The organism is Deltaproteobacteria bacterium RIFCSPHIGHO2_02_FULL_44_16 (assembly GCA_001798185.1).
In the GTDB taxonomy this organism is placed as follows: domain Bacteria; phylum UBA10199; class UBA10199; order 2-02-FULL-44-16; family 2-02-FULL-44-16; genus 2-02-FULL-44-16.
In genome coordinates, this window is the sequence record MGRM01000009.1 from 1 (window position 1) to 23,381 (window position 23,381).

Consider the following 23,381-nt stretch of genomic DNA (forward strand, 5'->3'; position numbering starts at 1 on the left):
AGTGTATGAATGGAGTATGTCAATAAGTGCCGTGCACTTAATGTGAAAAAAGATGCCTTATAATGCACTTTCATCGCAATTAAGTGCACGGCACTTCATTGAAGAATTTATTTGCACCAAGCAGCTAAGGTCTCAATCCAAGCAGGATGATCATTCAGACAAGGAAGCAGCGTCAACTCCTCTCCTCCAGCTTCTCGAAAAACGTCTCGTCCCCGCATCCCAATCTCTTCCAAGGTTTCGAGACAATCGACTGTAAAGCCGGGAGAGAGGACGAGCAATTTTTTAACACCTCTTTTTGCTAAGGACCGAATCGTCTCTTCGGTAAAGGGGGTGAGCCACTCATCTTTTCCAAATCGAGATTGATATGCCATGGAATATTTTTCAGGTGAAAGCGAAAGTAAGTCCACGAGACCTTCGGTAGTTCGTTTTGTTTGTGCACGATAACAGGTTTCATGTGCAACCTGAAAAAGCACTGCCCCTCCCGTTGTTTGTGGTGGCGCACAACAGGCTTCAGAAGCAAGACAATATTTTCCCGTCGGATCAGTTTTGCGAAGATGACGAAGAGGGACTCCATGATATGTCAAAAGGAGATGGTCAAAATCTTTTGTGAGAAATGGTTTGATGCTTTCCACAATTGCCTTGAGGTAATCACGTCTTTCAAAAAACGGAGGGATAATTTTTAAAGTAACGTGACGAGCTTCTTTTTTTTGAAGAGAGCGCAGCTCTTTTTGCACTTCCACAACAGCCGTCTCATAACTTGCCATCGCATAATGAGGGTATTGCGGAATCAATAAAATTTCATCGAGCTCTGGATCAGAAAGTAATTCTTTCAGTGCTCCTCGAATGGAGGGATTTCCATAACGCATACCAAGCGCAACAGGGAACTTCGCTCTTTTCTGCACAAACCTTCGAACACGTTCACTGATAACGAGCAACGGAGAACCTTCTTCTGTCCAAATTTGCTGATAGGCATGTGCTGTCTGCTTCGAACGCTTTGGAAGCACACGACAACAAACAATGAACTTGCGAAGAAGATAAGGAACGTCCAGCACACGAGAATCCATCAAAAACTGATGAAGATAACGTCGCACATCAGCAATGGACGGGGAATCAGGAGAGCCTAAATTTACGAGTAAAACGCCGCGCGACATAAGAAGTCAGAACTCCATAACGGGGGCTTCCTAAAAAAGCGAGGAGAAAAAGAAATCCTGCGACGGCTGCCATAGCTCCTGCAATCGAAGCATCGAGGGCGTGCGCCAGAAGATATCCAAAAAGAGAAGAGAGCGCTCCGACGGCGGCCGCAATGACAAGCATCGATGAAAGTCGGTCGGTCAAAAGATAGGCTGTTGCCGCTGGAGCGATGAGCATGGCAACGACCAAAATAGCACCGATACTTTCAAATGCAGCAACCGTCGTCAGTGAAACAGCAGTCATGAGCATATAGTGAAAAAATCTCGTTGAGATACCGAGAGAATGCGCAAGCAGCGGGTCAAATGTGGTGACTTTCAACTCTTTATAACAGAAAAAAATAAAAAGAAGATCGAACAAAAAAATACTTCCTAAAATCCACACGGCTCGCGGTCCCCAGGAATTTCCGGCAACAATCCAGATATCCCAGGGAACATACGCAATTTCACCGTACAAAACACATTCTTGATCGAGATCTACTTGGCCTGCAAATGCAGAAATGAGAATCACTCCGAGCGCAAAAAGCCAGGTGAATGTCACGCCAATCGACGCATCTTGTTGAAGTCGTCCCGTACGATGCAAAAGTTCCGTGACAAACGCCGTAAGAAGTCCGCACGCTGCTGCGCCAAGCAGCATCGGAATGGGATGGCGACTGTTGGAGATGAGAAACGCAAGCGCAATACCGGGCAAAACTGCATGACTGATCGCATCACCAAGCATCGACATACGACGCAACACTAAAAAAGATCCCAGCATGCCGCACGATGCCGAAGCTAAAATACCGGTCATGATAATCCAAAAACTCGCTGTCATACTTTCCTCACTCTACTTATTACCAAACTGATTCACATTTTCTCTCGGGGAACCTCTGAAAAACTCTGACTCACTGCCGATGTTGTCATCCCTGCGAAGGCAGGGATCCAGAAGTGACTGACAATACTGGATTCCCGCCTACGCGGGAATGACATTATGAAGTTTTTCAGAGAGTCCTTAGGTCTTCGATCCATTATTTGCAGTGTATTATCCATGGTCGCTTTCAGGAATCGGTTTCAAATGAGGATCGCGCTTTGGATGCTGCAATAAGGTTTCAAGTTCTGCTTCCAGTTCAGGCGTCAAAATATGTTCGATCTCTTCTGCGTCAACGTGAACTTGTGTGTGACGCAGATGCAAATAGCGACTCAAATAGAGTTCCCAGAGTCGATGTCGACGTATCAGTTTCTTGGCTTCGGAGCGTCCATTGCTGGTGAGCTGCCAATGCTCAGGTTTTTCACCGCCAAGAATCAATTCTTTTTGTTCTAAGATCGAAAGCAATTGAAGTGCAGAGCGAACCGACAAAGCACGATAACGACGAATCTCATCCAGAGAAAAAAATCGCTCTGAGCCTTCTTCTTCTAAGCGATAGAACGTAAGTAAAATATTTTCGCAATTCATACGTCGGTGATTTCCTCGATGTCGTTGCCATCTCGGAAGAATGCCACGCTTTGGAGCCATGAGAATTGAAATCGCAAAAAAAAGTGTGATCGTCATCACAATCCAAGGACCTGTTGGCATGCGAGGAGCAAGCGCACTTGCAATCGCACCGGTTGCTCCTGAAAAAGCGCCAAAGAGACCAGCAAGCAGAAGCATGACCGGAAGACGATCGGTCCACTGACGAGCCGCAGCTGCAGGAGTAATCAGCATCGAGGCCATGAGCACAACACCGACCGCTTGAAGACCTGTCGTCACCACCAGAACAATGAGAAGGGTTAAGAAAACATCCATCAGAGTTGTGGGGAGTCCAATGGCTGAAGCAAAAGAACGATCAAACGCCATGAGTTTGAATTCTTTATACGCAAAGAAAACTGCAACGAGTAAAAGTACTGCGAGAGTTCCAAACACTTGAACATCGCGACCAATCAGAGAAGCAGCTTGACCAAAAAGAAATTTATCAAGCCCTGATTGATTTCCATAAGGTTGATGTTGAATATACGTAAGGAGTAAAATGCCGATCCCAAAAAAAACAGAGAGGACAAGTCCAATTGCCGCATCTTCCTTGATGCGACTTTTTTCTGTGATCACGTTGATTGCAAAACTTCCGAGAAGAGCTGTTGTTGCAGCTCCGAGAATAATCACGAGAGGATGTTTTGTCTGGGTCAGAAGATAGGCAATGCAAATGCCGGGGAGTGCCGCATGCGCGATAGCATCACCAACTAACGCACGCTTTCGAAGGAAAGCAAAACAACCGAGGACACCACTGCTGATCCCAAAAAAAACAGAACCGAAAAGAACATACTGAACATTCGCATCAAAGAGAATGTTCATGATCTTGTTCCTTCCGCTTTGCAATCTCTTCTCCCACTGCTGCTAACATATTCAGTCGTCCGCCGTATGTTTCTTGAATACGCTCTTCGGTAAAAACATCTTTGATCGGTCCAAAGGCAACCAAGCGTTGATTGAGAAGAAGCACATCATCAAAATAATGGGGAACCGTTTGAAGATCGTGATGAACGACCAGAATTGTTTTCCCCTGTTGTTTTAATTCGCGAAGCAGAAAAATAATCGCCTGCTCGGTCGCAGCGTCGACACCGGCAAAAGGTTCATCCATCAAATAAATAGTCGCTTCTTGCGCAAGCGCTCGCGCGAGAAAAACACGCTGCTGCTGACCTCCGGAGAGCTGACTGATCTGGCGATGCGCATAGCCTTGCATCCCGAGTTTTTCCAGACACTCCTGCGCAAACAAACGGTGTTGTTTGTTGGGGCGACGAAAAAGAGGAATCTTTCCATAGCGACCCATGAGCACCACATCGAGCGCGTTCGTCGGAAAATCCCAATCAACAGAACCACGCTGCGGAACATATCCTAAAAGATGTCGTTGACGTTTGAGTGATTCGCCAAAAACAGAAATCGTGCCGGAAGCAAGCGGAAGAAGTCCCATGATCGCTTTAATAAACGTCGACTTTCCCGCACCGTTTGGACCCACAATCCCGATCAAGCGACCTTCAGGAATATCAAGATTCACATTCCACAGCACTGGACGACGATGATACGCAACGGCCAGATCACGCACAGAAATGGGAGCTGCTTTCTCATTTGATGTCTGCATGATCCCCTCTCCCTAAAAGAGCATTGGTGATTGTGGTCACATTCGCACGGACCATGCCGATATAATTTCCTTCCGGAGTGCCGGGTTTCCCCATCGCATCAGAAAAAAGTGTTCCTCCAATAATGACATCGTGTCTTCGTTTTCGTACTCCTTCGACGACCGCTTCGATAGAGCGTTGCGGAATACTCGACTCTACAAAAACAGCTTTGATTTTTCGATCGACAATAAGATCGACTAAACGCTGGACATCTTTCAGACCAAACTCGGAAACCGTGCTAATCCCTTGAAGTGCCACGACATGAATATTGTAAGCTCGCCCAAAATATCCAAACGCATCGTGCGCGGTGACGAGTACTCGTTGTGGTGCTGGAATTTTTGCGATCGTATCACGACACCATTGATCCAGATGAAGTAACTCTTCGCGATACGCCTTCATATTGCGACGAAATTCATCAGCATGTTTTGGATCAAGATCAGCAAGCCCTTCAGCAATCATCGGAAGCGTTTCTGCCCAGAGTTTCACATCAAACCAGACGTGCGGATCATAGTGACCCTGAAACTCCGGAGGCTCACGTAACATCTCCGGATTCAAATTATCGGTGAGAGCTACCACAGGACGAGTGCGTGCCATCTTCACAAAAATATCTCCCATTTTTCCTTCGAGATTCAGACCATTATAAAAAATAATATCTGCATTCATGAGACGCTGAATGTCTCCTTCACTTGCTTTATACAGATGCGGATCAACTCCTGGTCCCATGAGACCCGTCACCTTTACGTACGAACCACCGATTCGCTCTACTGCATCAGCAATCATCCCGGTGGTGGTGACCGCATTGATCGGTGTCTCGATACTAAATGATTTCTTTGAACTTGAAGTCGTCGTTTCATCAGCTTTTGAGCAAGCGATAAGAAGAGCGAACACCATCATTCCAAAATAAAACCATCGAACTTTTTTCATACTCTCTCCTGTATTTTTAAATTACAACAAAAAAATCTATCGTCATTCCCGCATGTCGTAAGCGGGAATCTCATGAGATCCCCGCCTGCGCGGGGATGACATAAGTTTATTTTGTTACTCATTTTTAGTCATTACTTAAAATTTTAGCCTTGGCTAATTCTTTTCTCTGTGTAATAGGGATCGGCATGAGTGTCAAGAATCGAAAATTTACCAAGGTCCGTAACGATCATGTGCATGAAAAGGCGGAAGATTACGTCGAAATGATTCAGGAGCTGGTGAATGAACAGGGAGAAGCAAGAGTCACCGTTCTCGCAAAGCACTTTGGTGTCACTCCTGTCACTGCCCACAAAATTGTGGCTCGTCTGCAGCGAGAAAAACTTGTGACATCAAAACCCTATCGTTCCGTTTTTTTAACAGAGCACGGAAAACGACTCGCCAAACAAAGTCGCGAGCGACATCATATCGTGTATACCTTTTTACGAAAACTCGGAGTTCCGGAACCTATTGCAAATACTGATGCTGAAGGAATGGAGCATCACGTGAGTCCTGAAACACTTTCCAAAATGAAAGCATTTCTCAAAACCAAAATCTAAAAAGGAGTTATGACATGAAAAAATTTGGAGCTTATCTCATAAATCACTTTCATTGTCATTCCCGCGCAGGCGGGAATCCAGAAATATTAAAAACACTGGATCCCTGCCTTCGCAGGGATGACAAAAATGATCAAAAAGCCATTTATGAGCTGGGCTCTAGTTGGTTGCTCGCAATGATCTGCGTTGTATTCTTCGCGAACGAAGTAAACGCCGCTTCAAAAAATTGGGACGATGTTCTTGTCACCGATCGTCCTGACGCTGCAGAAGCAAGCGAGACTGTTGGAAAATATCGATTTCAAATTGAAACAAGTTTTGCCTTTGATCATGATGAAGATGCCGGTGTTTCAACAAACAATTACAATTTTCCAACACTCATCAAATTTGGGGTAACAGATTGGGCAGAAGTACGACTCGAAGCACCGTTTCTCAATATTCAAACACAAACTGGAACATCATCGACAACGGGGTTTACCGACATTGATCTTGGCACAAAAGTGCATCTCCAAGACAATGAGGGGGCTGCACCCTCTCTCGGGTTTCTCTTTCATCTGACCCTCCCGACAGGAAAAGATATTTTTTCAGCAAATACGGTCGAACCAAAATTTGTGGTGCTCATGGATTGGGAGCTTCCTCAAAAATTTTCGTTGGGAATAAACTTTGGGCTCGACATTCCTGTGACGGATGCTAACGGAAATAAATTTGCACGATTTCTGTATGCTGGAGCTCTTAATCGCCCTCTCCCTATTCCAGCGCTCGATGATCGTTTAGGAATGTTCATCGAATTTGCAGGAGCTGTCCCCATGATGGAAGGTCCAAAAGGAGAGCATCGCTTCGATACAGGTTTTGGGTTTCTCTTAACTCCTGACATGAAGATCGATACGTTTGCCCAAGTCGGACTGACTGAAGCTTCACCCGATATTGGAACTGGATTGGGTTTTAGTTGGAGAATTCTTTAACCCCCCACATCGGTCGGAGCAGTTGGAACCGTAAACGTGAAATCAGTGAGCGGAACCAAATTATTCGTGACATCACTTGTTGCTGCTGCACGATCGTTTGTGGGATTTCCACCATCAACTGAAGTATAGGTAAAATTGTCCCCTACTGAAGCATTGCAATCATTTTTGGGAGCAAACGTTATATTCGAGCTTGTCGCCGTAAATTCAGTGGCTCCACTTGCTTTGCTGATTTCCTGTCGCTGTGCTCGGGCAATACCAGTATGACTTTGTCCAGGACCCGCCCAATTACAAATAAATTTGGTCACCTTCCCGAGATCCGTTGTTGTTCCAATTTCAACACCCATACCTGCATACGCTGTTCCGGTAATATTTCCACTTGCGTCGGCTGTTGTCGTAATATTGAACACACGACTGCTATCATCACCCTGCCCTGCTTGCCATGCATACGCCACTGTCCCCGTTCCATTGCTTGGGTTAATGCTCGCAACCATATAGTTAGCATTATCTCCCCAACCACTCGCACTTGTTGCAAGCTGATCTGCAAGGCTGATGTTGTTATCACTATCGAGCTGTTTCCCTGTGCCGCAGAACTGGGCAAATTTCATTTCATAGCTCATCGCCGTTGCCGATGTCTTTTCATAGAGAATCGTTCCCGCTTGCGTCACACCACTTGCGCCGGATCCAGCACAATTTGATCCCTCACCTTGCGCTTGATTCATGGTCATTGATACTTTTCCTTTATACGTACTATTATCGGTCGCTGTGGGAATATGTTTTAAGACAATTTTTGCCGTTTGCGCGGTAGCCCCTCCAAATGACATCGACATCGTGAGCGTCGATTTATACACTGGATTTGCTCCAGAATCAGCAAGCCGCTCCAGCGTTGCAGCGCTAAAGGTCAAACCCGTCACAGAAACATAGGTTGAAAGAGCTGACGCAAGATCAACCGAGCTCCCAATCGCAGGGAGTGCAATGCTCGCCTTTTTTCCAGCACACGCAACGGCTCCAAAAACACTGACCATATTATCGACAATACTTGCCACTTTTTCCACGAGTTCCGTCATTTTTGCCGCAGCGCAGGCTTGAGTCCCTTGCGTCGCATTCCAAATCGCAAGATCCCCGCTTGGCATTTGTCCACTATTTGGTGAACCATCTGGATGACCGAGATAATTGACTGACGGCGCATAACAGGAAGTGGAGGTCACCGAGGGGAGCGCCATCGTAAATTTACAGTCATTAGTTCCAGCGATAAGAGCCTGAAGCGCTGTCTTTTTTGATGCAAAATCATCTGCAGCGGCATCACCCACTTCGGCCTTTGTCCAGAAAACGCGTTTTGAAATGGAAGTGCTGGCAGAGCTTGTCGCTGTCGGTGAACTAATCACAAGATCACCTGGGACAGTTTTCCCAGTGGTTGAATCAGTTGTTGTTGTCGTTGCAGTTGTTGTTGTCGCCGTCGTTCCACCACACGCATTGAAAAAAACGAGACTGACAAACATTCCCCAAATAGAAATCCGTTTCATTTCTCCCCCTTTGAGATTTTTAATTTTGCTATTATGCCTCAGACAAAAACATGTGGCAAAAGATTTATCTTACATTTTTTCAGAAACAGTTTGCCATTGTAAGAAACGAAGCAGGTGACTCCAATGTCCGGCTTTGTCATCAGTCCCTGATCCATACCATCCACCAAAAGGCTGTGTGCCGACATAGGCACCGGTACACTTTCGATTGAGGTAGGTATTTCCTGAACTGAATTCTGAAATCCGCGCTTGAAGTTTCGGATCCTCCGTAAAGAGCGAACCTGTTAAGGCATAAGGCGTTACATTTGCAATTTTTACTAACTCATCGAAATTTCGAGCTTTATAGATTCCAAAAACTGGTCCAAAAATTTCAACCGAAGCCATCTCACCATAAGGGTCTAAGCCTTCATGGAGACTTATGGGAATGCCGTATCCAGGATAACTATTTTCAGGTTTTCCTCCTACCAAAAACTTTCCACCTGCTTGCACGACTTGTCGACATTGTTCATCGATTGTCGTGAGGGATCGTTCATCGATCACACCTCCCATCATCGAAGAAGGCTCAAGCACATCCTTCAACGTGATCTTTGATAACCGCTCCACAATTCCTTGTTTTATATCATCATAAATATCTTCTTTGATAATAAGTCGTGATAGCGCAGAACATTTTTGTCCCTGAAATCCGGTTGCACTTGTTTCGATCGCATCAAGGAGTTGATCAAGATTGTTAACATCATGAACCGCAATAAAGTCACACCCTCCCATTTCAGCCACCACACGCTTGATCCACCTGGCGCTTGTTCTTGCCGCTGCTTTATTGATTTCAAGGCCAGCTCGTTTACTTCCGGTGAAGGTGACAAGAGCCACATCAGGATCCTCGACCAAAAATTTTCCAAGGGCATGATTCCCAACGCCACTATCAAGAACAAGTTGAACAGGTGCTCCTGCTTCCTGAAATATTTTTGCGCAGTAGATTCCTGTTGCAGGCGCGCGAGGCGATGGTTTCACCACCATCACATTTCCCATAACCGTTGGCGCTGCCCACATGCCAGTAAAAATGGCGCACGGAAAATTGAAAGGAGGAAGGCTCACACCAACACCAAGCGGTTTTGCAAGAAGACGATTACGATGACCTTGCATGTCGGTCACAGCTAAAAAATCACGATCATGAAGAAGTTCACATGAGTTTGCATAATAGTCGAGAAAGTCGACGGCTTCAGCCCATTCCGCATGCGCTTCGAGCGCTGTCTTTCCAATTTCAAGCATCAGAAAACCGATGAGTGTCCATCGCTCTTCTGCGAATTTTTTCCGGATCTGTCGCACGAGCTGCGCTCGTTTTCCATATGGCTGCACACTCCACGAAAGAAATATTTTTTGTGCATGATCGAGTGCAGCACGCGCTTGGCTTTCATCGCTCACAGAGAAAGGACCGAAGGCTTCTTCGCGGTTGTTCGGATTTTTTGTCGTATAGGTTCCGGCATTTCCTGGAACCCACGTTTCTCCCACAAGAACCTTGTGCGCCGAATGAAGAAAAGCTCGCGCTTTTTCAATGCCCCCAAGAAGGTTACGTTTCATTCCTTCATCGCTCCAGGGATTCAGCACCGGTTCATTGTGAAACTGACGAAATGTCGTGAGATTCATAACCTCTCCTTTCACGTCAGAAATCTGCTGACACAAAAGCCCATAGCAGCTCCAGCAACGACAAGCCAGGCGGAATTCAGACGAAAACGCCATAAAAGAAAAAAACTCAGCAACATCATAAAAATAGCTGGAACATCGGGAAGAGCTTCTTTTCCAAGCTTGACGGTCACGACCGCCATCAACGCAAGTGAGGCAACATTGACGCCATCAAGAAAACTGCTCGCAAGACGCGACGTTCGAAGGCGCGGAATGAGAGGATGACTGATCGCGACAAAAAAAAATGCAGGAAGAAAAATTCCTATCGTCGCAAGCAAAGCTCCTCCATGACCTGCGATGAGATATCCAACAAACGTCGCTGCCGTGAAGACGGGACCGGGTGTGAACTGGCCAACAGTAACCGCATCAATAAGTTGTGATGACGTAAGCCACTGACGATGATCGACAAAATCGGTCTGCAAAAATGCGAGCAACACATAGCCGCTGCCAAAAAGAACTGAACCGATCTTGAGAAAAATCAAAAATAATTCACTGAGCCGTGATGAAGCATCATTTATCACAAAAGGAAGCGCACTCAAAAAATTGAGACTGAGCATTCTCCCCTCTTTTATTTGCCGCCAGAGCATGGCAAGGAAACCAGTGCCAAACAAAACCAAAAGTTCATTCATGCCAAAAGCATTTGTGACTAGAGCTGCAAGACAAAAGACCATGAGCATTTTTGTTTTCAGAGCAGTTCGACCAAGACGATAAAGTGCATGCGCAACAATCGCAATCATCACGGGTTTCACTCCATAAAGTAAACTCTGTATTTCTGGAAGTGAACCAAAGCGAACATAAGCCCATGCAATGATCCAAACAATGATGACAGCAGGAAGAATAAAACAGATACCAGCCACAAGAAGTCCCTTCCATCCTGCCTGTTTGTGGCCAATGTGAATGGCAAGTTCCGTGGAATTGGGACCAGGAATGAGATTGGTTGCGCCGAGAAGATCGAGAAATGTTTCTGATGAAAGCCATTTTTTTTTGCGCACGACTTCATCTTCCATCATTGCGATGTGCGCCGCAGGACCACCAAAGGAAATCGTACCGAGTTTGAGAAAAAGCAGTGCAAGTTGTTTGAGCATAAGCAAGTGATCAATCTTATTTCAACAAATCATCCACTTCGCAAGAAAGTAACTTTGATGTATCGACGAAAATTTCCTGTGAATAAAGTGTCAATTCAAACGGGCTAATGGCATATCGGTAATTGTAATGTGCCGAGATGTTGATTCTTTTACCACAACTCCCCATTCGTGAAACTGACTCATAAAAATTTCTTGCGCGTTCAATAAAGGGCCGTGCGAAAGAATTTTTATTTTTTCGCTGAGTTGTTTGTTGTCAATGATTTCTTCGAGTGTCGTGAAATACAGGTCTTCGGTGTAAAGTTTCCCTTCTTTTTGCACTCGCTTGAAGAGTTGATTCCAGAAATAAAACAGGTCATTCCCGGTTTTTCTTACAAGAGCAGCATGGGTAAGGAGGGAAAAAATCGCTCCACATCGATAATGTGCTCGCCGATTCGGATCTTCATTTACTTCCATAAGTGGCCTATTCTTCAGCATTGAGAGACAAGCGTTGAATGCTTCCGTTTGAAAATCAAGGAGTCTCTGTTTGGAGATGTATTTCAAATCGTAAAGAGCAAGGTAAGAAAATGCATCGGCCCCGCCTTCATGCATCCATATATCTCCAGATTTATATTGAAATAACTGACCATTCCAGAGATGAGCCGTCTCATGTGCAAGAAATCGTGTCAGGTCAATGAATGATTCTTCATCCTCTTCTGCCCAACTTTTTCCCAAGAGAGACAATTGAATAAGGCCAGGAAGAGTTCCCCCACTACTGTTCTTTCCTCCTCCTTCAGATGAGTAACTTAAAAATACAAAGGGCTTGAATGAAAGAGCATATCCTGTTTTCTTGGCATAATAATCGAAGAGATTTGGTAACAGAGAATTGAAACGATCTTTTAACCACTTCGGTAATGCAGGGTCAACAATCGCTGTAAGAGACGTTGTTTCGATTGGATTCAAATTTCCGAAGTAGACATACGTTCCTCTTCGGGTTTTATCTCGCCACATTATTGAAGAACGAAAAACTTTTCCCTCCACAATTCCTTCTTCGTGGCTTCTTGGGATAAAAAGAAACTCAACGGGTTCATGACAATCCTCTGTTTCCGGACAAGCATGAAGATGACCCGTGTACATGACAACACTGGAATCGCTAAAGGACTGAAAGAACTCATAATCTTTGGGGGTCATCTCATAATAGGAAGCAAACTCAAAGGATGCTTCTTGAAACGGTTTGGAATTGAGACTTACCAATTGTTCTTTGCCATTGATTTCCTTCACCACTATTCCTGAAGTCAAAGGCTTCCAGGTATTCACTTTGAAACGATTCGCTTGTCGGTCAAAAATTAAATTCGGTACTGGCTGCGAAGTTTGAAATGTGACCTTCCAGGCATCCTTGTAAGAAAGATGTTCGACCGTCACTTTAAGGGAGAAAAGACTTTCTGGTTTTCGCGGTAACTTGCTACAGCCAACTAAAATTAAAAGAAGGGACATGACAACCACCCCTCCTAAATTCAAATGCTGAGTAAACCATAACGCGGAAATATCAATGGTCCCAAGTTTTAAAAAGAGAAGCTCGAGTTGTTTGAACATAGGGGAAAGCGACTATGAAAAAAATACGAAATGAACTCCAGAAAAAAGTATCGTTCCCTGCAGATGAGAACCTTCCTTAAATTTGAATCCGCCCATGACAAAACGCTACGGCTTCATACGCTGATCTTTCAAGACTTTCTCTGCGGAGAGGGAGGGATTTGAACCCTCGATACCGTTTCCGGTATAACGGTTTTCGAGACCGTCCTATTCAACCGCTCTAGCACCTCTCCATCTTACATATTAATTTTTTACAGCAATGCTTGGGGATATTTCTTCTGATGGTGTCATCACCCTCACAAATGCTTCAAAATGTTTTGCTGGAACTTGTCGAGGATCACATGTGTTATTTTCAAATGAAAAATCGTGCCAACCATAACGTCTTTCAAACCATCTCACGCGATAAGAAAAAGTGTCACTCCACCGGTGATGAATTTTTTCAAAATACCAGAGTGAATTCCCACTGGGATCCTCTACACGCACATAGTCATCAAAAAATGGATCCCTTCCAGATGTAATCCCTGCTTCTCCCACATGCTCGAGAACTCGCTCATAAGCTTCCTGATTTGAGCGCGGGCCATTTCGCAAACAAACTTCTGCCATTTTTTACTCCTGGCGGAGAGAGTGGGATTCGAACCCACGTTACCGTAAGGTAAACACGCTTTCCAAGCGTGCGCCTTCAGCCGCTCGGCCATCTCTCCAAAGTCGTGGTTTAAAACCATACTTTGTTTCGTGTCGCAACCTTTACTTCTTCTCCCGTAAATCGCGAAAAAACTGACTCAGAAGCGCTCCGCATTCTTCTGCTAAAACTCCCTGAATCACTTCAATCTGATGATTGAAGCGAGCATCCTCGACAACATTATATAAAGAGCCGCAAGCTCCTGCTTTGGGATCACGACATCCATAGACAAGCCGACGAACTCGAGCTTGAAGAAGAGCGCCAGCACACATCAAACAAGGCTCGCAGGTGACATACAGAGTAACCTCCTCTAAGCGCCAGCTTTTGTGCATCTTTGCAAGCTGATCAAGAAGTAAAAGTTCTGCATGTCCCAAAGGGTTATGAGTACGTTCACGAAGATTATGCGAACGGCAAACGACCTTCTCATCAACAACAGCTACCGCTCCGATCGGAACCTCACCGCAAGCACTTGCTTTGTGCGCTTCAGCAATCGCTTCACGCATAAAAGATTCTTCTAATGTGGAAGACATAAACATTTCCTTCAAAAAGTGTTGATTTTTAGTCCCAAATCCGTACGATGCGCCCTCATTTAGAAACAAAAGTTTTTTGCAATCATTATTTTGCAGCATCCATTAAAAAGAAGGAGTCACCATGTTGTTGCAACATCTTCCCGTTTCCAACATCAATATTGCAGACGATAGTTATCGTATGACGTTTTCTCCACAACTTGAAAATCTCAAACGCTCTATCAAAGCAGTCGGTCTTGTTCAACCTATTCTCGTTCGTCACACACCCGAAGGAACCTATCAACTTGTGTGTGGTTACAAACGTGTTCTTGTTTTTCAAGAACTCAATCGACAATCTATTCCAGCACTGGTCTCTGAACCAAATGAACTCACACCAGCACAAGCATTCCTCATGAACTTTCATGATAATGCGGCCTCGAGAAATCTGAATATCATTGAAAAAGCAAATGCGGTGATGAAACTCCGACAATTTTGCGCTCTTCCTGAAGAAGAATTAGTGAAACAATATCTTCCCCTTTTTGGAGAAGAACCAAGTTACAAACTGCTGCATGAATTGTTGGCGCTTTCAACACTGACCGAACCGATGAAAAACCATGTGGTCCAAGCAGATATTGCGGTCACTTCTGCTTCCCGTATTGCTGAGTTCACACCTTCGACACAGCAATCATTACTTGCGGTACTTTCTTACATTCGTCCGACAGCTGGAAAGCTCAATGAACTTCTTTCTCTCATTCGTGAAATTTCCGCACGCGACGGGATGTCCGTCGAAAGTGTTCTTGAACGTTATCAACTTCTCGCTATTGTTGCCGATGAACAAGCATCGCCTCCGGAAAAAGTAAAAGCACTTCGTCAAACACTTCGTGGAATTCGCCTGCCACAGTTGACAGAACGACAACAACATTTAGCACAGCTCATTCAGAGTTTGGAATTACCCGACACAGCAAAGCTCATTGCTGATCCTTACTTTGAAAGTCAAAAATTTAAATTGCAGTATCAATTTAGCAATCCGGAAGAGCTGGATCAATTAATCGATAAAATTAAATCTGCCTTTGACAAACAACAATGGCGACAAATTTTTGATTGGTATCAAACGTAATTATCCGTGAGCACATCCTTTGTTGAAATCGCTGGTTATTCTCCTGAGCGTCGTGTTCGGACAAAAAAACATCTGTCTCCTTTTGAGCCCGAACAAATTTGGGTTGATCAATCGATAGAAAATCATCCTGAAGTCTTACGACTTCTTAATTCTCTTCGCGACGTTGAAATTGATGTCGTTGAAGATGTCTCCCGCATTCACATTCCTTCAACGCTTGACATCGCAAAGCAGCAATTAATTCTCACAAAGCAAAAAGGTCGCGTTCTTCGTCCTCCTCTTGGAACAAAAACAAGAGACATTGATCTCGAGATTGCTTCCATGATGGGAACTCCTTACGAATGCAGCTATTGTCCTTTGCAACTCTACCTTCGAGAACACCCTATTCCCCATCTTTCCGTGGATATCGAAACCATTTTTGAAGAAATGTCTTCTTTTCTCGATAAACACCCAGATCAATTTTTTCGAATTGGATGTGGTGAATATCACGATCCTCTTGTTTTTGATTCTCTGACCGGATTTGCAAGTCTTCTCATCGCGTTTTTTGCCGGAAAACAAAATGCTTTCCTTGAGCTGAAAACACGCATGACGAACATCGATCATCTTCTCTCGCTTCGACATTGCAAACATACCATCCTCTCGTGGTATCTCAATACACCGGAAATCATAGCTTCGGAAGAACGCGGCACTACTTCATTTGAAGAGCGCCTGGATGCTGCAAGCCGCGCAGTACACGCAGGATATCGTATCGCCTTTCATCTCGATCCCATCATTCTTCTGCGAAGCGACGGCGAAGAAATGGAAAACTATCTTCAGGTGATCGAGAAGATTTTTGAACGCTTTTCTCTGGAGCATATTGCGTGGATTCAAATGGGGTTACTTCGTTATCCAAAAGAACTTCCGGAAATCGCAAAAGAACGATTTCCTTCAACCCGCATTTTTACCGGAGAAGTTTTTCTCGATGGGAACATCATGCGCGCTCCACGCTTTATTCGTGAAGCTTCTTATCGACCTCTTTGGGAAAAATTAAAAACAAAACTACCATCGGAAAAAATCTTTTTTTCCGCAGAAACAATTCAAGTGTGTGAAAAATTTGATCCTGCAATCACGTCGCCAGGAATACGTGAGCAGCGTTTACGAAATTCCATCATCAAACCTTTTGCGTATTAATCCTTCGGAATGGGAATTGATGTTACTTCCTTTTTTTCTGAAAAAACGATGACGAGTTCTTTTTTTGGAAGAAGAAATCCGATGTCGGTCACTTCTCCGATTCCTGGTTGAAAGGACGTCAGAGCAAACGTTGGTTTGATGCGGAAGAGCGAACGAAGCGCGAGACTTGTCACGTAGACCTGTTCGCGGTCGTCGCGTGCCATCCCTTCAAGTGTTTTGAGCAAAAGAGAGGGAATATATTTTTGTTTCCCTTGAAGATCCCAAGCGGTCACTTCACCTGAACTCCATCCCGCGACTAAAAAATACTGTTTTGAAGCATTCCAAAGAAGTGAGTGCGGTTGACCAAGGCGATCGTGTTGCACAAAAATTTCTGCTTTTCCATCCGCAATGCGATAGATGGTATTCGTCAACGCATCCACAGCAAAGAGTTTTCCCTCAGGACCAACGGCAATATCATACAGATGCTGAGGAGGATGCGTTCCAAAATCAATATCCGAAAGAAACTTTCCCTCGGGAAGGGAAAAATGGTGAAGGGCAGTGATATCCGCGACATATAATTTCCTCTCCACAATCACCATTCCCTTTGGCGCATGGAGTCCTGTGGAAAGTTTCTCGCCATCAATGAATCGAAGCATTTCAAGAGCGCCTTCACTTGAGAGTCGAGAAATAAATCCATTGGCATCCTTCACATCTGCGGTTCCATTCATATTTGAAACATAGATCTGATTGGTAACAGGATCGATGACCACGCCATATGGCTGTGAGAAACCAGAAACGGTAAAAGCATATGTTGTCATCGAAAGAAAAAATGTGAAAAAAAAACTAAAAAAATATAACCAAATGAAGCTGCCGCCGTCATTCCCGCATGCTGTAAGCGGGAATCTCATGAGATCCCCGCCTGCGCGGGGATGACATAAGTTCATTTTGTTACGAATTCTAAAAAAGAAATACATATATGCATTATTGAACCATCGAAGAAGATTTTGCAAATTCAATCACAATTCGTGCAAGCTCTTCTCCTGCACGTGCTTGCGCTTCCTTGGTTGAAGCCGCAATATGCGGGGTAAGAACCATTCCATTTTTTCCAACAAGAGGAGAATTGATCGGCGGTTCAATTTCAAAAACATCAAAAGCTGCTCCTTGAATCTGCCCACTTTCCAGAGCATCGGCCAAAGCGGCTTCATCTACAATACCACCACGTGAACAATTGATGAGACGCGCTCCCTTTTTCATTTGCGAAAAAGCTTTTGCATTCAACATATGCTTGGTTTCAGGTGTGAAAGGAAGGTGGAGCGAAAGAATATCAGCCTTTGTGAGGACGTCTTCATACGACATCATTGTTACCTGAGAGTTCACGGTAAAATTTTTATCCACGAAAGGATCACACACAATCACACTCATCCCAAACGCTTGCGCACGACGAGCAACTTCACGAGCTATGCGACCAAAACCTACAAGGCCAAGACATTTTCCGAAAAGTTCTTCTCCCAAAAATGCCTGCTTTTCCCATTTGCCAGCTGACACTGATATATGCGCATCAGGAACTGAGCGCATTAAAGCGAAAAGAAGCGCAAACGTATGTTCTGCAACTGAAAGTGACGTGGCTTCAGGAGTATTTGCAACGACGATATGACGTTTTTTAGCCGCGTCTTGATCGACATTATCAAGACCAACACCTGCTCGGACAATGAGCTGAAGTTTCGTCGCTGCATCGATAACAGATTGAGTCACTTTGGTTTTACTGCGAATGGCGAGAACGTCAAAGTAAGGGATCGTCGCAATAAGTTCATCCGGAGAAAGCGATGTCTTCACCGTGACATCAAGGCCATGTGATTGAAGCAAAGCAAGAGCTTTTGCATCAATCGGATCTGTCACGAGTACCTTCATTTAAAAAGGCTCCGCTAAAATTTTTTGTGCTGCTGTAATTCCCTTTCCTAAACTCCCTTTTTCTCCAAGATGAGAAAGCGCAATTTCAACACTTCCAACTGCTGCTAAAATATCGAAACGATCGATATAACCTAAATGTGCAATACGAAAAATTTTATCTTTCAGTTCATCTTGTCCACCAGCTACCGTGACCCCAAGCTCTGTTTTCATAATGTTGATCATCGCCTTCGCATCGACATGCGTTGGCATATAAACTGCGGTGAGAGCATTGGAAGAACGCTTTGCAAAGAGTTGAAGCCCCAAAGCTTCCATACCTGCACGTGTTGCTCTGGCAAGAATTTCATGTCGACGCCAAATATGTTCGATGGTTTCTTCTTGAAGCAAACGGAGCGATTCTTCCAGTTGAATGTAAAGACCGATCGCAGGCGTAAAGGGATGATCTCCTTGATCATGTCCTTTACGATAGCGCTTGAGATCAAAATAGTATTTTGGGCACGTCGATGTCTCAACACACTTCCACGCTTTTTGAGAGAGGCTGATAAATGCAAGTCCTGGAGGAAGCATGAGTGCTTTTTGTGATCCTGTCACCACAACATCAACACCCCAGGCATCTGGAAGAAAACGATCTGCAGCTAAACCTGAAATCGCATCAACCACAAAGATAGCGTCTGTTCCTGAAATCATTTTTCCCATGGCTTCAAGATCAAAGGTAACACCTGTTGATGTTTCGGTCAGTTGCGTAAAGACAGCCTTGATGTTTGGTTTTTGACGAAGCGCATTTTGAAGTTCAGCCGGATCAAGTGTTTCTCCTCGTGGGACCACAAGTTCAATCACTTCCATGCCGTAGCGTTTGCAGAGATCAACCCAACGATGTCCAAATTTTCCGGCATTTACACAAAGGACAACATCTCCAGGTGAAAGGAGAGAAACAACAGAAGCTTCCATGGCGCCTGATCCAGAACAGGTCATGGAATAAACATCGTGTGACGTACAAAAAATATTTTTCAATTGTTCATGAACTTTTTGCGTCAGAGCTCGAAATTCGGGAGTGCGATGATGCGGAATCTCCTTGGCACGCGCAGCAGTGACCGAAGGAGGAATCATCGTGGGTCCAGGAGTAAAAAGATAACGCTTATGAGATATCGTCATAATCAGCTTTTGTAATGAATCAGCAATGTTCTGACAAGAGAAGAAATACGAGTGGTGCGCCGCTAGAAACCGAAGGTCATTCCAAAGCGAACGGGAATCACAAAGACAAGCGTATTGTTTCGAGTAAGACGATCCCCAAAAAAGAGGATCGAACGAATCGGTATTTGAAGTGTCAGAGCCCCACTCAATGTTTTCGCGCGGGCAAAATACCAGGAAACACCGGGTCCCACATTTATATTAGCGCCGTAACTTGCCGAGCGATCAAATGTCTCCCCTTCGCGCAAATAATTGATACCGCCACCGGCAACCAAATGAACATCAATTCCATTTTCCCATGAAGCAATGTGATAAATGACTTCGGAGTTCACGGTAAGAAGTTGTGTCCGCTCATTGCCATTGATTCTCAGACTTACAAATTCAACAGGGACTTGGAAGCCCCAACGAGTTTTGCAAACGTCATACCCAAGGACTGCATGTCCACCAAAACCAGGTCCAAACGTGATGCGACGGTTGACATTCGAATTCGCAAAAAATCTTGTTTCATGCGTAAAAAGATGAGACTGAGCATATCCTCCACCAAAGAAAAAACCATCATGTCCACAGGCGAAACTTGCTTGAGGAAAGAGTATAAAGAGAACCATGGTCACACATGCAGCACTCCCAATGAAAAATCGCATACAACATCCTTTCTCTCCCCGTATATGCTTTCTCTGAGAGCTTCTGCCAAAGGTTTTCCCGAATGACAAGCTTACAATTGACCGACATCATGATGATGTCATTTTTTTGTCTGCTCTTTCTTGAGAGAAATCAAATCGTTATATCTTTTTTCTCGCTTTCTTGACGCTTGACCTCATTTGAGCTGATGCCGTTTTAACCTCCTTGAGCAATCGAAAAAAACTGCCTTTCTCGAAGGTTACCCTCGTTCTCCTGTTTGGCATCTCAATTGCTATGAAGAGGGTGTTGGAACTTTTCGATGGAGGGATCATGCGCTTCTTTTTTATTCTTTCTGTCCTGATCATCGTCATCCTCTGCAACCTCTCTTCTCTTGCAGATGCCGACACGTGTTATGGTTCTACCGGAGGCGACGGAAACACCTATCTTGAAGTGACGGTAACCGCAGGTGGAAATCCTGTAGAAGATATATACCTTTATCTTCAACCCAAAACATACACAGGAGGAGACGCTTATGAAACACCGTGTAGCAACTCCAGTGGAAAGGGCTATTTTAAGTTAGAAACGAATCCCTCCAAAAACTGTTTCTCCTCTTACACTGACTATAAAGGAGTCACGCGGAGTTACTGTAGTCCTCGCAGCGCTCACTGTTATCAGTATTGCTATGGAAGTTCGTTATTGGATTCATGGTATTCTTCAAAAACACTCGCAACTGAAAATTATTTTATTGAAGCCCGTCCTCCTTACGGTTCAAGTATTGCAGACCGCTATGGGACATGCCGTATTTCAGATATCAATCTCGATTTCAACAGTTCTCAATCCGTAAGCTGCGAAGTCACTGAAAAAAGTGAACTCTTACGAGTGAAAGTTCTCGATGACAATGACAAACCCATTACTTCAAGCCTTAATATTTATCTCGGAAGTACTTCGTCATATCTGACAAAAGAAGTCGTTGCTTCAACAACCGATTTTTATGTCATTCCTGATGAACGACTCACCATCTCCGCAGGTTGTAAGGATTCCCAAAATTGCAAATACCGATGCGTCAGCAACAAGGTCACCAGTGTCAGCGCAGCAGAAGGGACAAAAACCATCACACTCAAAGCCAAGGAAAGCAACGCAACGATTACAGGGCAAATTACGGGAAGTGATGGCAGCGTTTTACAAGAAGCTTATGTCAGCATGTATACCGAATGGTCTGGCGAAACTTCAGACAATGAGAGTTGCTATGCCTATGGTTATGCACAAACAGATTCGAACGGATCGTATTCACTGTCCATGCCCGCCGGAACCTATAATGTTTCTGCGAATCCAAAATGGGTGGATGGCGGATCTCCTTATGCGGGAAAAAATCTTTCTGCAACGCTCGCTTCAAGCGAAACAGCCACCAAAAATTTCGTTCTGGTAAAAAAAGATAAAAGCATCACCGCAACCGTTAAAGACGACAAAGGAAACCTGCTTCAAAATGCTTATGTGTCTGCTTATTCGTATGACAAAGAAGATACCTTCTCTGCTTGGTCACAAAGCAATGCACAAGGGGTAGCGCAAATTGCAGTCCTCGATGGAAAACACAATGTCTTTGCATCTTACTGGTCAGCAGAAACAAACGATAGCTCAAGAACCATGGGACATTGTCCGACGGAAGGAGCGCAAGCAGTGACAGCCCCTGCTGATATTTCATTTACCTTTCCTGTGCTCGATCACACCATGAATATTATGTTTGTGGATGAATCGAATAATCTGATCAACGATATTTCTGGAGGCGTGAGCATTCGTCCTGCAGAGACCAAAGGCTGGTGCAGCGACTGGGCAAGCATTGAAAATGGAAATACACGAAAATTAGTGGGAGCAAATGCCACATGGCATGTTCAAGGATGGGTTTATGGAGGAACGAGTTATGTTCCCAAAGAATTAAGTGTTGAATGTACTGCAGGGGCGAGTGGAAGCTCTTCGACGTGTAAAATTCCTATGGTCGCTATGAATAAAACATTGAAAGGAAATTTTGTCGATGGAGATGGCAATATTCTTGATCTTTCTGATCAAGGCTATCTCTATGTGAGTGTTAATCGAGGACCAATCTGGCAAACAGCAACCGTGACGGATACGGGATATAGCGCTGCTGTCTCAACAGGACTCTGGTCGGTCAATCCATGGAGCGGTTGGAATAACGAATATGTATCGCGCGCCGTAACAACGCTTATTTCGATCAAGGAGAGCGATACTGTTGTTCAGCAGGATTTAATGTATCTTGCGACGGGGAAAATTGAAGTGACGCTCGAACCGGCTCAAAAATGGGCATGGATGGAAGCAACTGTTTTTCGTGCTGATGAATTTGGGAAAAAAGACGAAGAACGACGTTACTATTATAACAACGGCTGTAGCACGAACAGTGAGGGGAAATGTACGATTACGGTTGCTTCAAAGAGGCGTGAAAAAGGTGGTTTAAAATACTACGTCAATCTCCATAGGCCCATGGATGCTATTCTCGAAGACGGCCGAGTCTCGAATGGAGAATTTGAAGTTCTCACCTATGCGGGTGAAACGGTTACGGCCAACGTGACGACCCGAACGCTCGATGCCGATATCAATGTGAATATTCTTGTCGCCGCCGATGCGGTGACAAATGTCAGCAAAGGAGTTGCACGTATCAATCCGATAAAAAATTCGAGCGCTACGACCGAAGAGGATCTCAAAAATGATGCCTTTGTCAGTTGTTTTTCGGATCTCGGAGGAGCAACAGAGGCCACGAGCAGCGACGGAGTAGCCATGATCAAAGCCACAAGTGGCGATATCTGGCACTGTTTTGCGGTCAATGAGCTGGGACAAAAAATTTATATTTCAGAAGAGGGAGAAATCACCGTCAATGCTGGCACAAATGAAATGAATCTCAAACTCAATTATGTCACTGACATTTCTGAAAATTATTCTGCGACGTGGGATGCGAGCGTGGCAAATACCATTAAACTCGCAAACGGTTATACGGAAATCTATCCCGCACTTTCTCTTGCAGAGAGTGGGATGGTCACGTGTTCCGTTCAGGAAACCGCACGATTACCGTATTTAGCTGCGAAGAGACCAGCAGCTATCACTGGATTTGATTCCGTTTGTAATGATGAAAATGGAAACGAAATTAAAACCATGCGTTCAAATTTTACACTTTGTATGCCCTTGAATACAAACCAACTTGAAAAACTTGACCTTACCGCAGATGATATTCAGTTTACGTATTATGATCCTTCAAGTGGAACATACGTCACGGTGAATGATGCCGCCATTGATAGCACGACAGGTATTGCCTGTGCACAGCTCGATCACAAAACCGAATTTGCACTTATCGGCAATGGGAATTTAACCGGTGTTGACGGAGATAGTGAAGATGCCGCAGGTGAAGCAGAACGAACTGGTGAAACAGGATCTGGAGCTCTTGGCGGATCTGGTTGCGGTTGTCGGGTTGGCGCCACATCGCAAACTCCGCAGACAGCCTACTTCTTTGTCTTCGCCATCGCAGTTCTCATATTGATGAGAAGACAATGGAAACGCGTTACCGTACGACCGAGAAATAAAGATGATCATCATTGA

The 23,381-nt window shown here is 44.6% G+C and carries 20 protein-coding genes and 2 tRNA genes; 5 read left to right on the forward strand and 17 right to left on the reverse strand.

Features of this window, described 5'->3' with window-relative positions; translation table 11 throughout:
• Positions 1-107: 107 nt before the first annotated feature.
• From A3C46_04465 to A3C46_04485, 5 genes are all read right to left on the reverse strand, one after another.
• Positions 108-1,151 (reverse strand): ferrochelatase, encoded by a 1,044-nt coding sequence (locus tag A3C46_04465; GenBank protein OGQ22715.1) that lies wholly within the window; start codon positions 1,149-1,151, stop codon positions 108-110.
• Positions 1,111-2,001, reverse strand: a complete 891-nt coding sequence (locus A3C46_04470) for an iron ABC transporter (protein ID OGQ22716.1) — start codon at positions 1,999-2,001, stop codon at positions 1,111-1,113. Before A3C46_04470 ends, A3C46_04465 begins: the two co-directional genes overlap by 41 nt.
• Positions 2,002-2,208: 207 nt before the next feature.
• On the reverse strand, positions 2,209-3,489 hold the full coding sequence (locus A3C46_04475) for a hypothetical protein (GenBank protein ID OGQ22717.1): 1,281 nt from the start codon (positions 3,487-3,489) through the stop codon (positions 2,209-2,211).
• Complete coding sequence (locus A3C46_04480; GenBank protein OGQ22718.1) at positions 3,473-4,270, reverse strand: manganese ABC transporter ATP-binding protein; 798 nt, start codon at positions 4,268-4,270, stop codon at positions 3,473-3,475. The genes A3C46_04475 and A3C46_04480 overlap by 17 nt, the downstream gene beginning before the upstream one ends.
• Complete coding sequence (locus A3C46_04485) at positions 4,254-5,231, reverse strand: manganese transporter (GenBank protein ID OGQ22719.1); 978 nt, start codon at positions 5,229-5,231, stop codon at positions 4,254-4,256. The genes A3C46_04480 and A3C46_04485 overlap by 17 nt, the downstream gene beginning before the upstream one ends.
• A gap of 185 nt (positions 5,232-5,416) precedes the next feature.
• On the opposite strand from A3C46_04485, the gene A3C46_04490 reads away from it, so the two are divergent.
• Positions 5,417-5,824, forward strand: coding sequence for a transcriptional regulator MntR (locus A3C46_04490; GenBank protein OGQ22720.1), 408 nt, complete (start codon positions 5,417-5,419; stop codon positions 5,822-5,824).
• Positions 5,825-5,838: 14 nt separating this feature from the next.
• A complete protein-coding gene (locus tag A3C46_04495; protein ID OGQ22721.1) occupies positions 5,839-6,780 on the forward strand; it encodes a hypothetical protein in 942 nt (313 codons plus the stop codon).
• Here A3C46_04495 and A3C46_04500 read toward each other — a convergent pair.
• The 8 genes from A3C46_04500 to A3C46_04535 form a co-directional block, all read right to left on the reverse strand.
• Entirely contained in the window at positions 6,777-8,300 is a 1,524-nt protein-coding gene (locus A3C46_04500; protein ID OGQ22722.1) for a hypothetical protein, read from the reverse strand. The genes A3C46_04495 and A3C46_04500 overlap by 4 nt on opposite strands.
• Positions 8,301-8,369: 69 nt before the next feature.
• Positions 8,370-9,938: a hypothetical protein gene (locus A3C46_04505; GenBank protein ID OGQ22723.1), complete on the reverse strand. Its 1,569-nt coding sequence runs from the start codon at positions 9,936-9,938 to the stop codon at positions 8,370-8,372.
• A gap of 11 nt (positions 9,939-9,949) precedes the next feature.
• Positions 9,950-11,059: a chromate transporter gene (locus A3C46_04510; protein ID OGQ22724.1), complete on the reverse strand. Its 1,110-nt coding sequence runs from the start codon at positions 11,057-11,059 to the stop codon at positions 9,950-9,952.
• Between the two features lie 90 nt (positions 11,060-11,149).
• Positions 11,150-12,628, reverse strand: coding sequence for a hypothetical protein (locus A3C46_04515; GenBank protein OGQ22725.1), 1,479 nt, complete (start codon positions 12,626-12,628; stop codon positions 11,150-11,152).
• 143 nt (positions 12,629-12,771) lie between these two features.
• Positions 12,772-12,858, reverse strand: a tRNA-Ser gene (locus tag A3C46_04520).
• A 10-nt stretch (positions 12,859-12,868) separates the two neighbouring features.
• Positions 12,869-13,228, reverse strand: coding sequence for a hypothetical protein (locus A3C46_04525; protein OGQ22726.1), 360 nt, complete (start codon positions 13,226-13,228; stop codon positions 12,869-12,871).
• A gap of 10 nt (positions 13,229-13,238) precedes the next feature.
• Positions 13,239-13,326, reverse strand: a tRNA-Ser gene (locus A3C46_04530).
• 43 nt (positions 13,327-13,369) lie between these two features.
• Positions 13,370-13,834, reverse strand: coding sequence for a tRNA-specific adenosine deaminase (locus tag A3C46_04535; protein OGQ22727.1), 465 nt, complete (start codon positions 13,832-13,834; stop codon positions 13,370-13,372).
• 121 nt (positions 13,835-13,955) lie between these two features.
• Between A3C46_04535 and A3C46_04540 the strand changes: the two genes are divergently transcribed.
• Together A3C46_04540 and A3C46_04545 are read left to right on the forward strand one after the other, a co-directional pair.
• Positions 13,956-14,927 carry a hypothetical protein gene (locus A3C46_04540; protein OGQ22728.1) on the forward strand — a complete coding sequence of 324 codons (972 nt, stop codon included), beginning with the start codon at positions 13,956-13,958 and terminating at the stop codon, positions 14,925-14,927.
• 6 nt (positions 14,928-14,933) lie between these two features.
• A complete protein-coding gene (locus tag A3C46_04545) occupies positions 14,934-16,094 on the forward strand; it encodes a hypothetical protein (protein OGQ22729.1) in 1,161 nt (386 codons plus the stop codon).
• Here the strand turns inward: A3C46_04545 and A3C46_04550 are convergent.
• From A3C46_04550 to A3C46_04565, 4 genes are all read right to left on the reverse strand, one after another.
• Positions 16,091-17,083, reverse strand: a complete 993-nt coding sequence (locus tag A3C46_04550; GenBank protein ID OGQ22730.1) for a hypothetical protein — start codon at positions 17,081-17,083, stop codon at positions 16,091-16,093. The two genes, A3C46_04545 and A3C46_04550, sit on opposite strands and share 4 nt — an antisense overlap.
• On the reverse strand, positions 17,055-17,981 hold the full coding sequence (locus A3C46_04555) for a hypothetical protein (GenBank protein ID OGQ22731.1): 927 nt from the start codon (positions 17,979-17,981) through the stop codon (positions 17,055-17,057). The genes A3C46_04550 and A3C46_04555 overlap by 29 nt, the downstream gene beginning before the upstream one ends.
• On the reverse strand, positions 17,982-19,130 hold the full coding sequence (locus tag A3C46_04560) for a hypothetical protein (GenBank protein OGQ22732.1): 1,149 nt from the start codon (positions 19,128-19,130) through the stop codon (positions 17,982-17,984).
• Positions 19,131-19,192: 62 nt separating this feature from the next.
• Positions 19,193-19,807 (reverse strand): hypothetical protein, encoded by a 615-nt coding sequence (locus A3C46_04565; protein OGQ22733.1) that lies wholly within the window; start codon positions 19,805-19,807, stop codon positions 19,193-19,195.
• A 307-nt stretch (positions 19,808-20,114) separates the two neighbouring features.
• On the opposite strand from A3C46_04565, the gene A3C46_04570 reads away from it, so the two are divergent.
• Positions 20,115-23,381: a hypothetical protein gene (locus A3C46_04570; GenBank protein OGQ22734.1), complete on the forward strand. Its 3,267-nt coding sequence runs from the start codon at positions 20,115-20,117 to the stop codon at positions 23,379-23,381.

Bases quoted from the DNA above. Each gene is read 5' to 3' on its own strand.
- A3C46_04500 (OGQ22722.1), bottom strand. From the start codon at position 8,300: ATGAAACGGATTTCTATTTGGGGAATGTTTGTCAGTCTCGTTTTTTTC.
- A3C46_04510 (OGQ22724.1), bottom strand. From the start codon at position 11,059: ATGCTCAAACAACTTGCACTGCTTTTTCTCAAACTCGGTACGATTTCC.
- A3C46_04505 (OGQ22723.1), bottom strand. From the start codon at position 9,938: ATGAATCTCACGACATTTCGTCAGTTTCACAATGAACCGGTGCTGAAT.
- A3C46_04555 (OGQ22731.1), bottom strand. From the start codon at position 17,981: ATGAAGGTACTCGTGACAGATCCGATTGATGCAAAAGCTCTTGCTTTG.
- A3C46_04515 (OGQ22725.1), bottom strand. From the start codon at position 12,628: ATGTTCAAACAACTCGAGCTTCTCTTTTTAAAACTTGGGACCATTGAT.
- A3C46_04570 (OGQ22734.1), top strand. From the start codon at position 20,115: ATGCGCTTCTTTTTTATTCTTTCTGTCCTGATCATCGTCATCCTCTGC.
- A3C46_04465 (OGQ22715.1), bottom strand. From the start codon at position 1,151: ATGTCGCGCGGCGTTTTACTCGTAAATTTAGGCTCTCCTGATTCCCCG.
- A3C46_04540 (OGQ22728.1), top strand. From the start codon at position 13,956: ATGTTGTTGCAACATCTTCCCGTTTCCAACATCAATATTGCAGACGAT.
- A3C46_04480 (OGQ22718.1), bottom strand. From the start codon at position 4,270: ATGCAGACATCAAATGAGAAAGCAGCTCCCATTTCTGTGCGTGATCTG.
- A3C46_04475 (OGQ22717.1), bottom strand. From the start codon at position 3,489: ATGAACATTCTCTTTGATGCGAATGTTCAGTATGTTCTTTTCGGTTCT.
- A3C46_04560 (OGQ22732.1), bottom strand. From the start codon at position 19,130: ATGACGATATCTCATAAGCGTTATCTTTTTACTCCTGGACCCACGATG.
- A3C46_04470 (OGQ22716.1), bottom strand. From the start codon at position 2,001: ATGACAGCGAGTTTTTGGATTATCATGACCGGTATTTTAGCTTCGGCA.
- A3C46_04565 (OGQ22733.1), bottom strand. From the start codon at position 19,807: ATGCGATTTTTCATTGGGAGTGCTGCATGTGTGACCATGGTTCTCTTT.
- A3C46_04495 (OGQ22721.1), top strand. From the start codon at position 5,839: ATGAAAAAATTTGGAGCTTATCTCATAAATCACTTTCATTGTCATTCC.
- A3C46_04490 (OGQ22720.1), top strand. From the start codon at position 5,417: ATGAGTGTCAAGAATCGAAAATTTACCAAGGTCCGTAACGATCATGTG.
- A3C46_04525 (OGQ22726.1), bottom strand. From the start codon at position 13,228: ATGGCAGAAGTTTGTTTGCGAAATGGCCCGCGCTCAAATCAGGAAGCT.
- A3C46_04485 (OGQ22719.1), bottom strand. From the start codon at position 5,231: ATGAAAAAAGTTCGATGGTTTTATTTTGGAATGATGGTGTTCGCTCTT.
- A3C46_04535 (OGQ22727.1), bottom strand. From the start codon at position 13,834: ATGTCTTCCACATTAGAAGAATCTTTTATGCGTGAAGCGATTGCTGAA.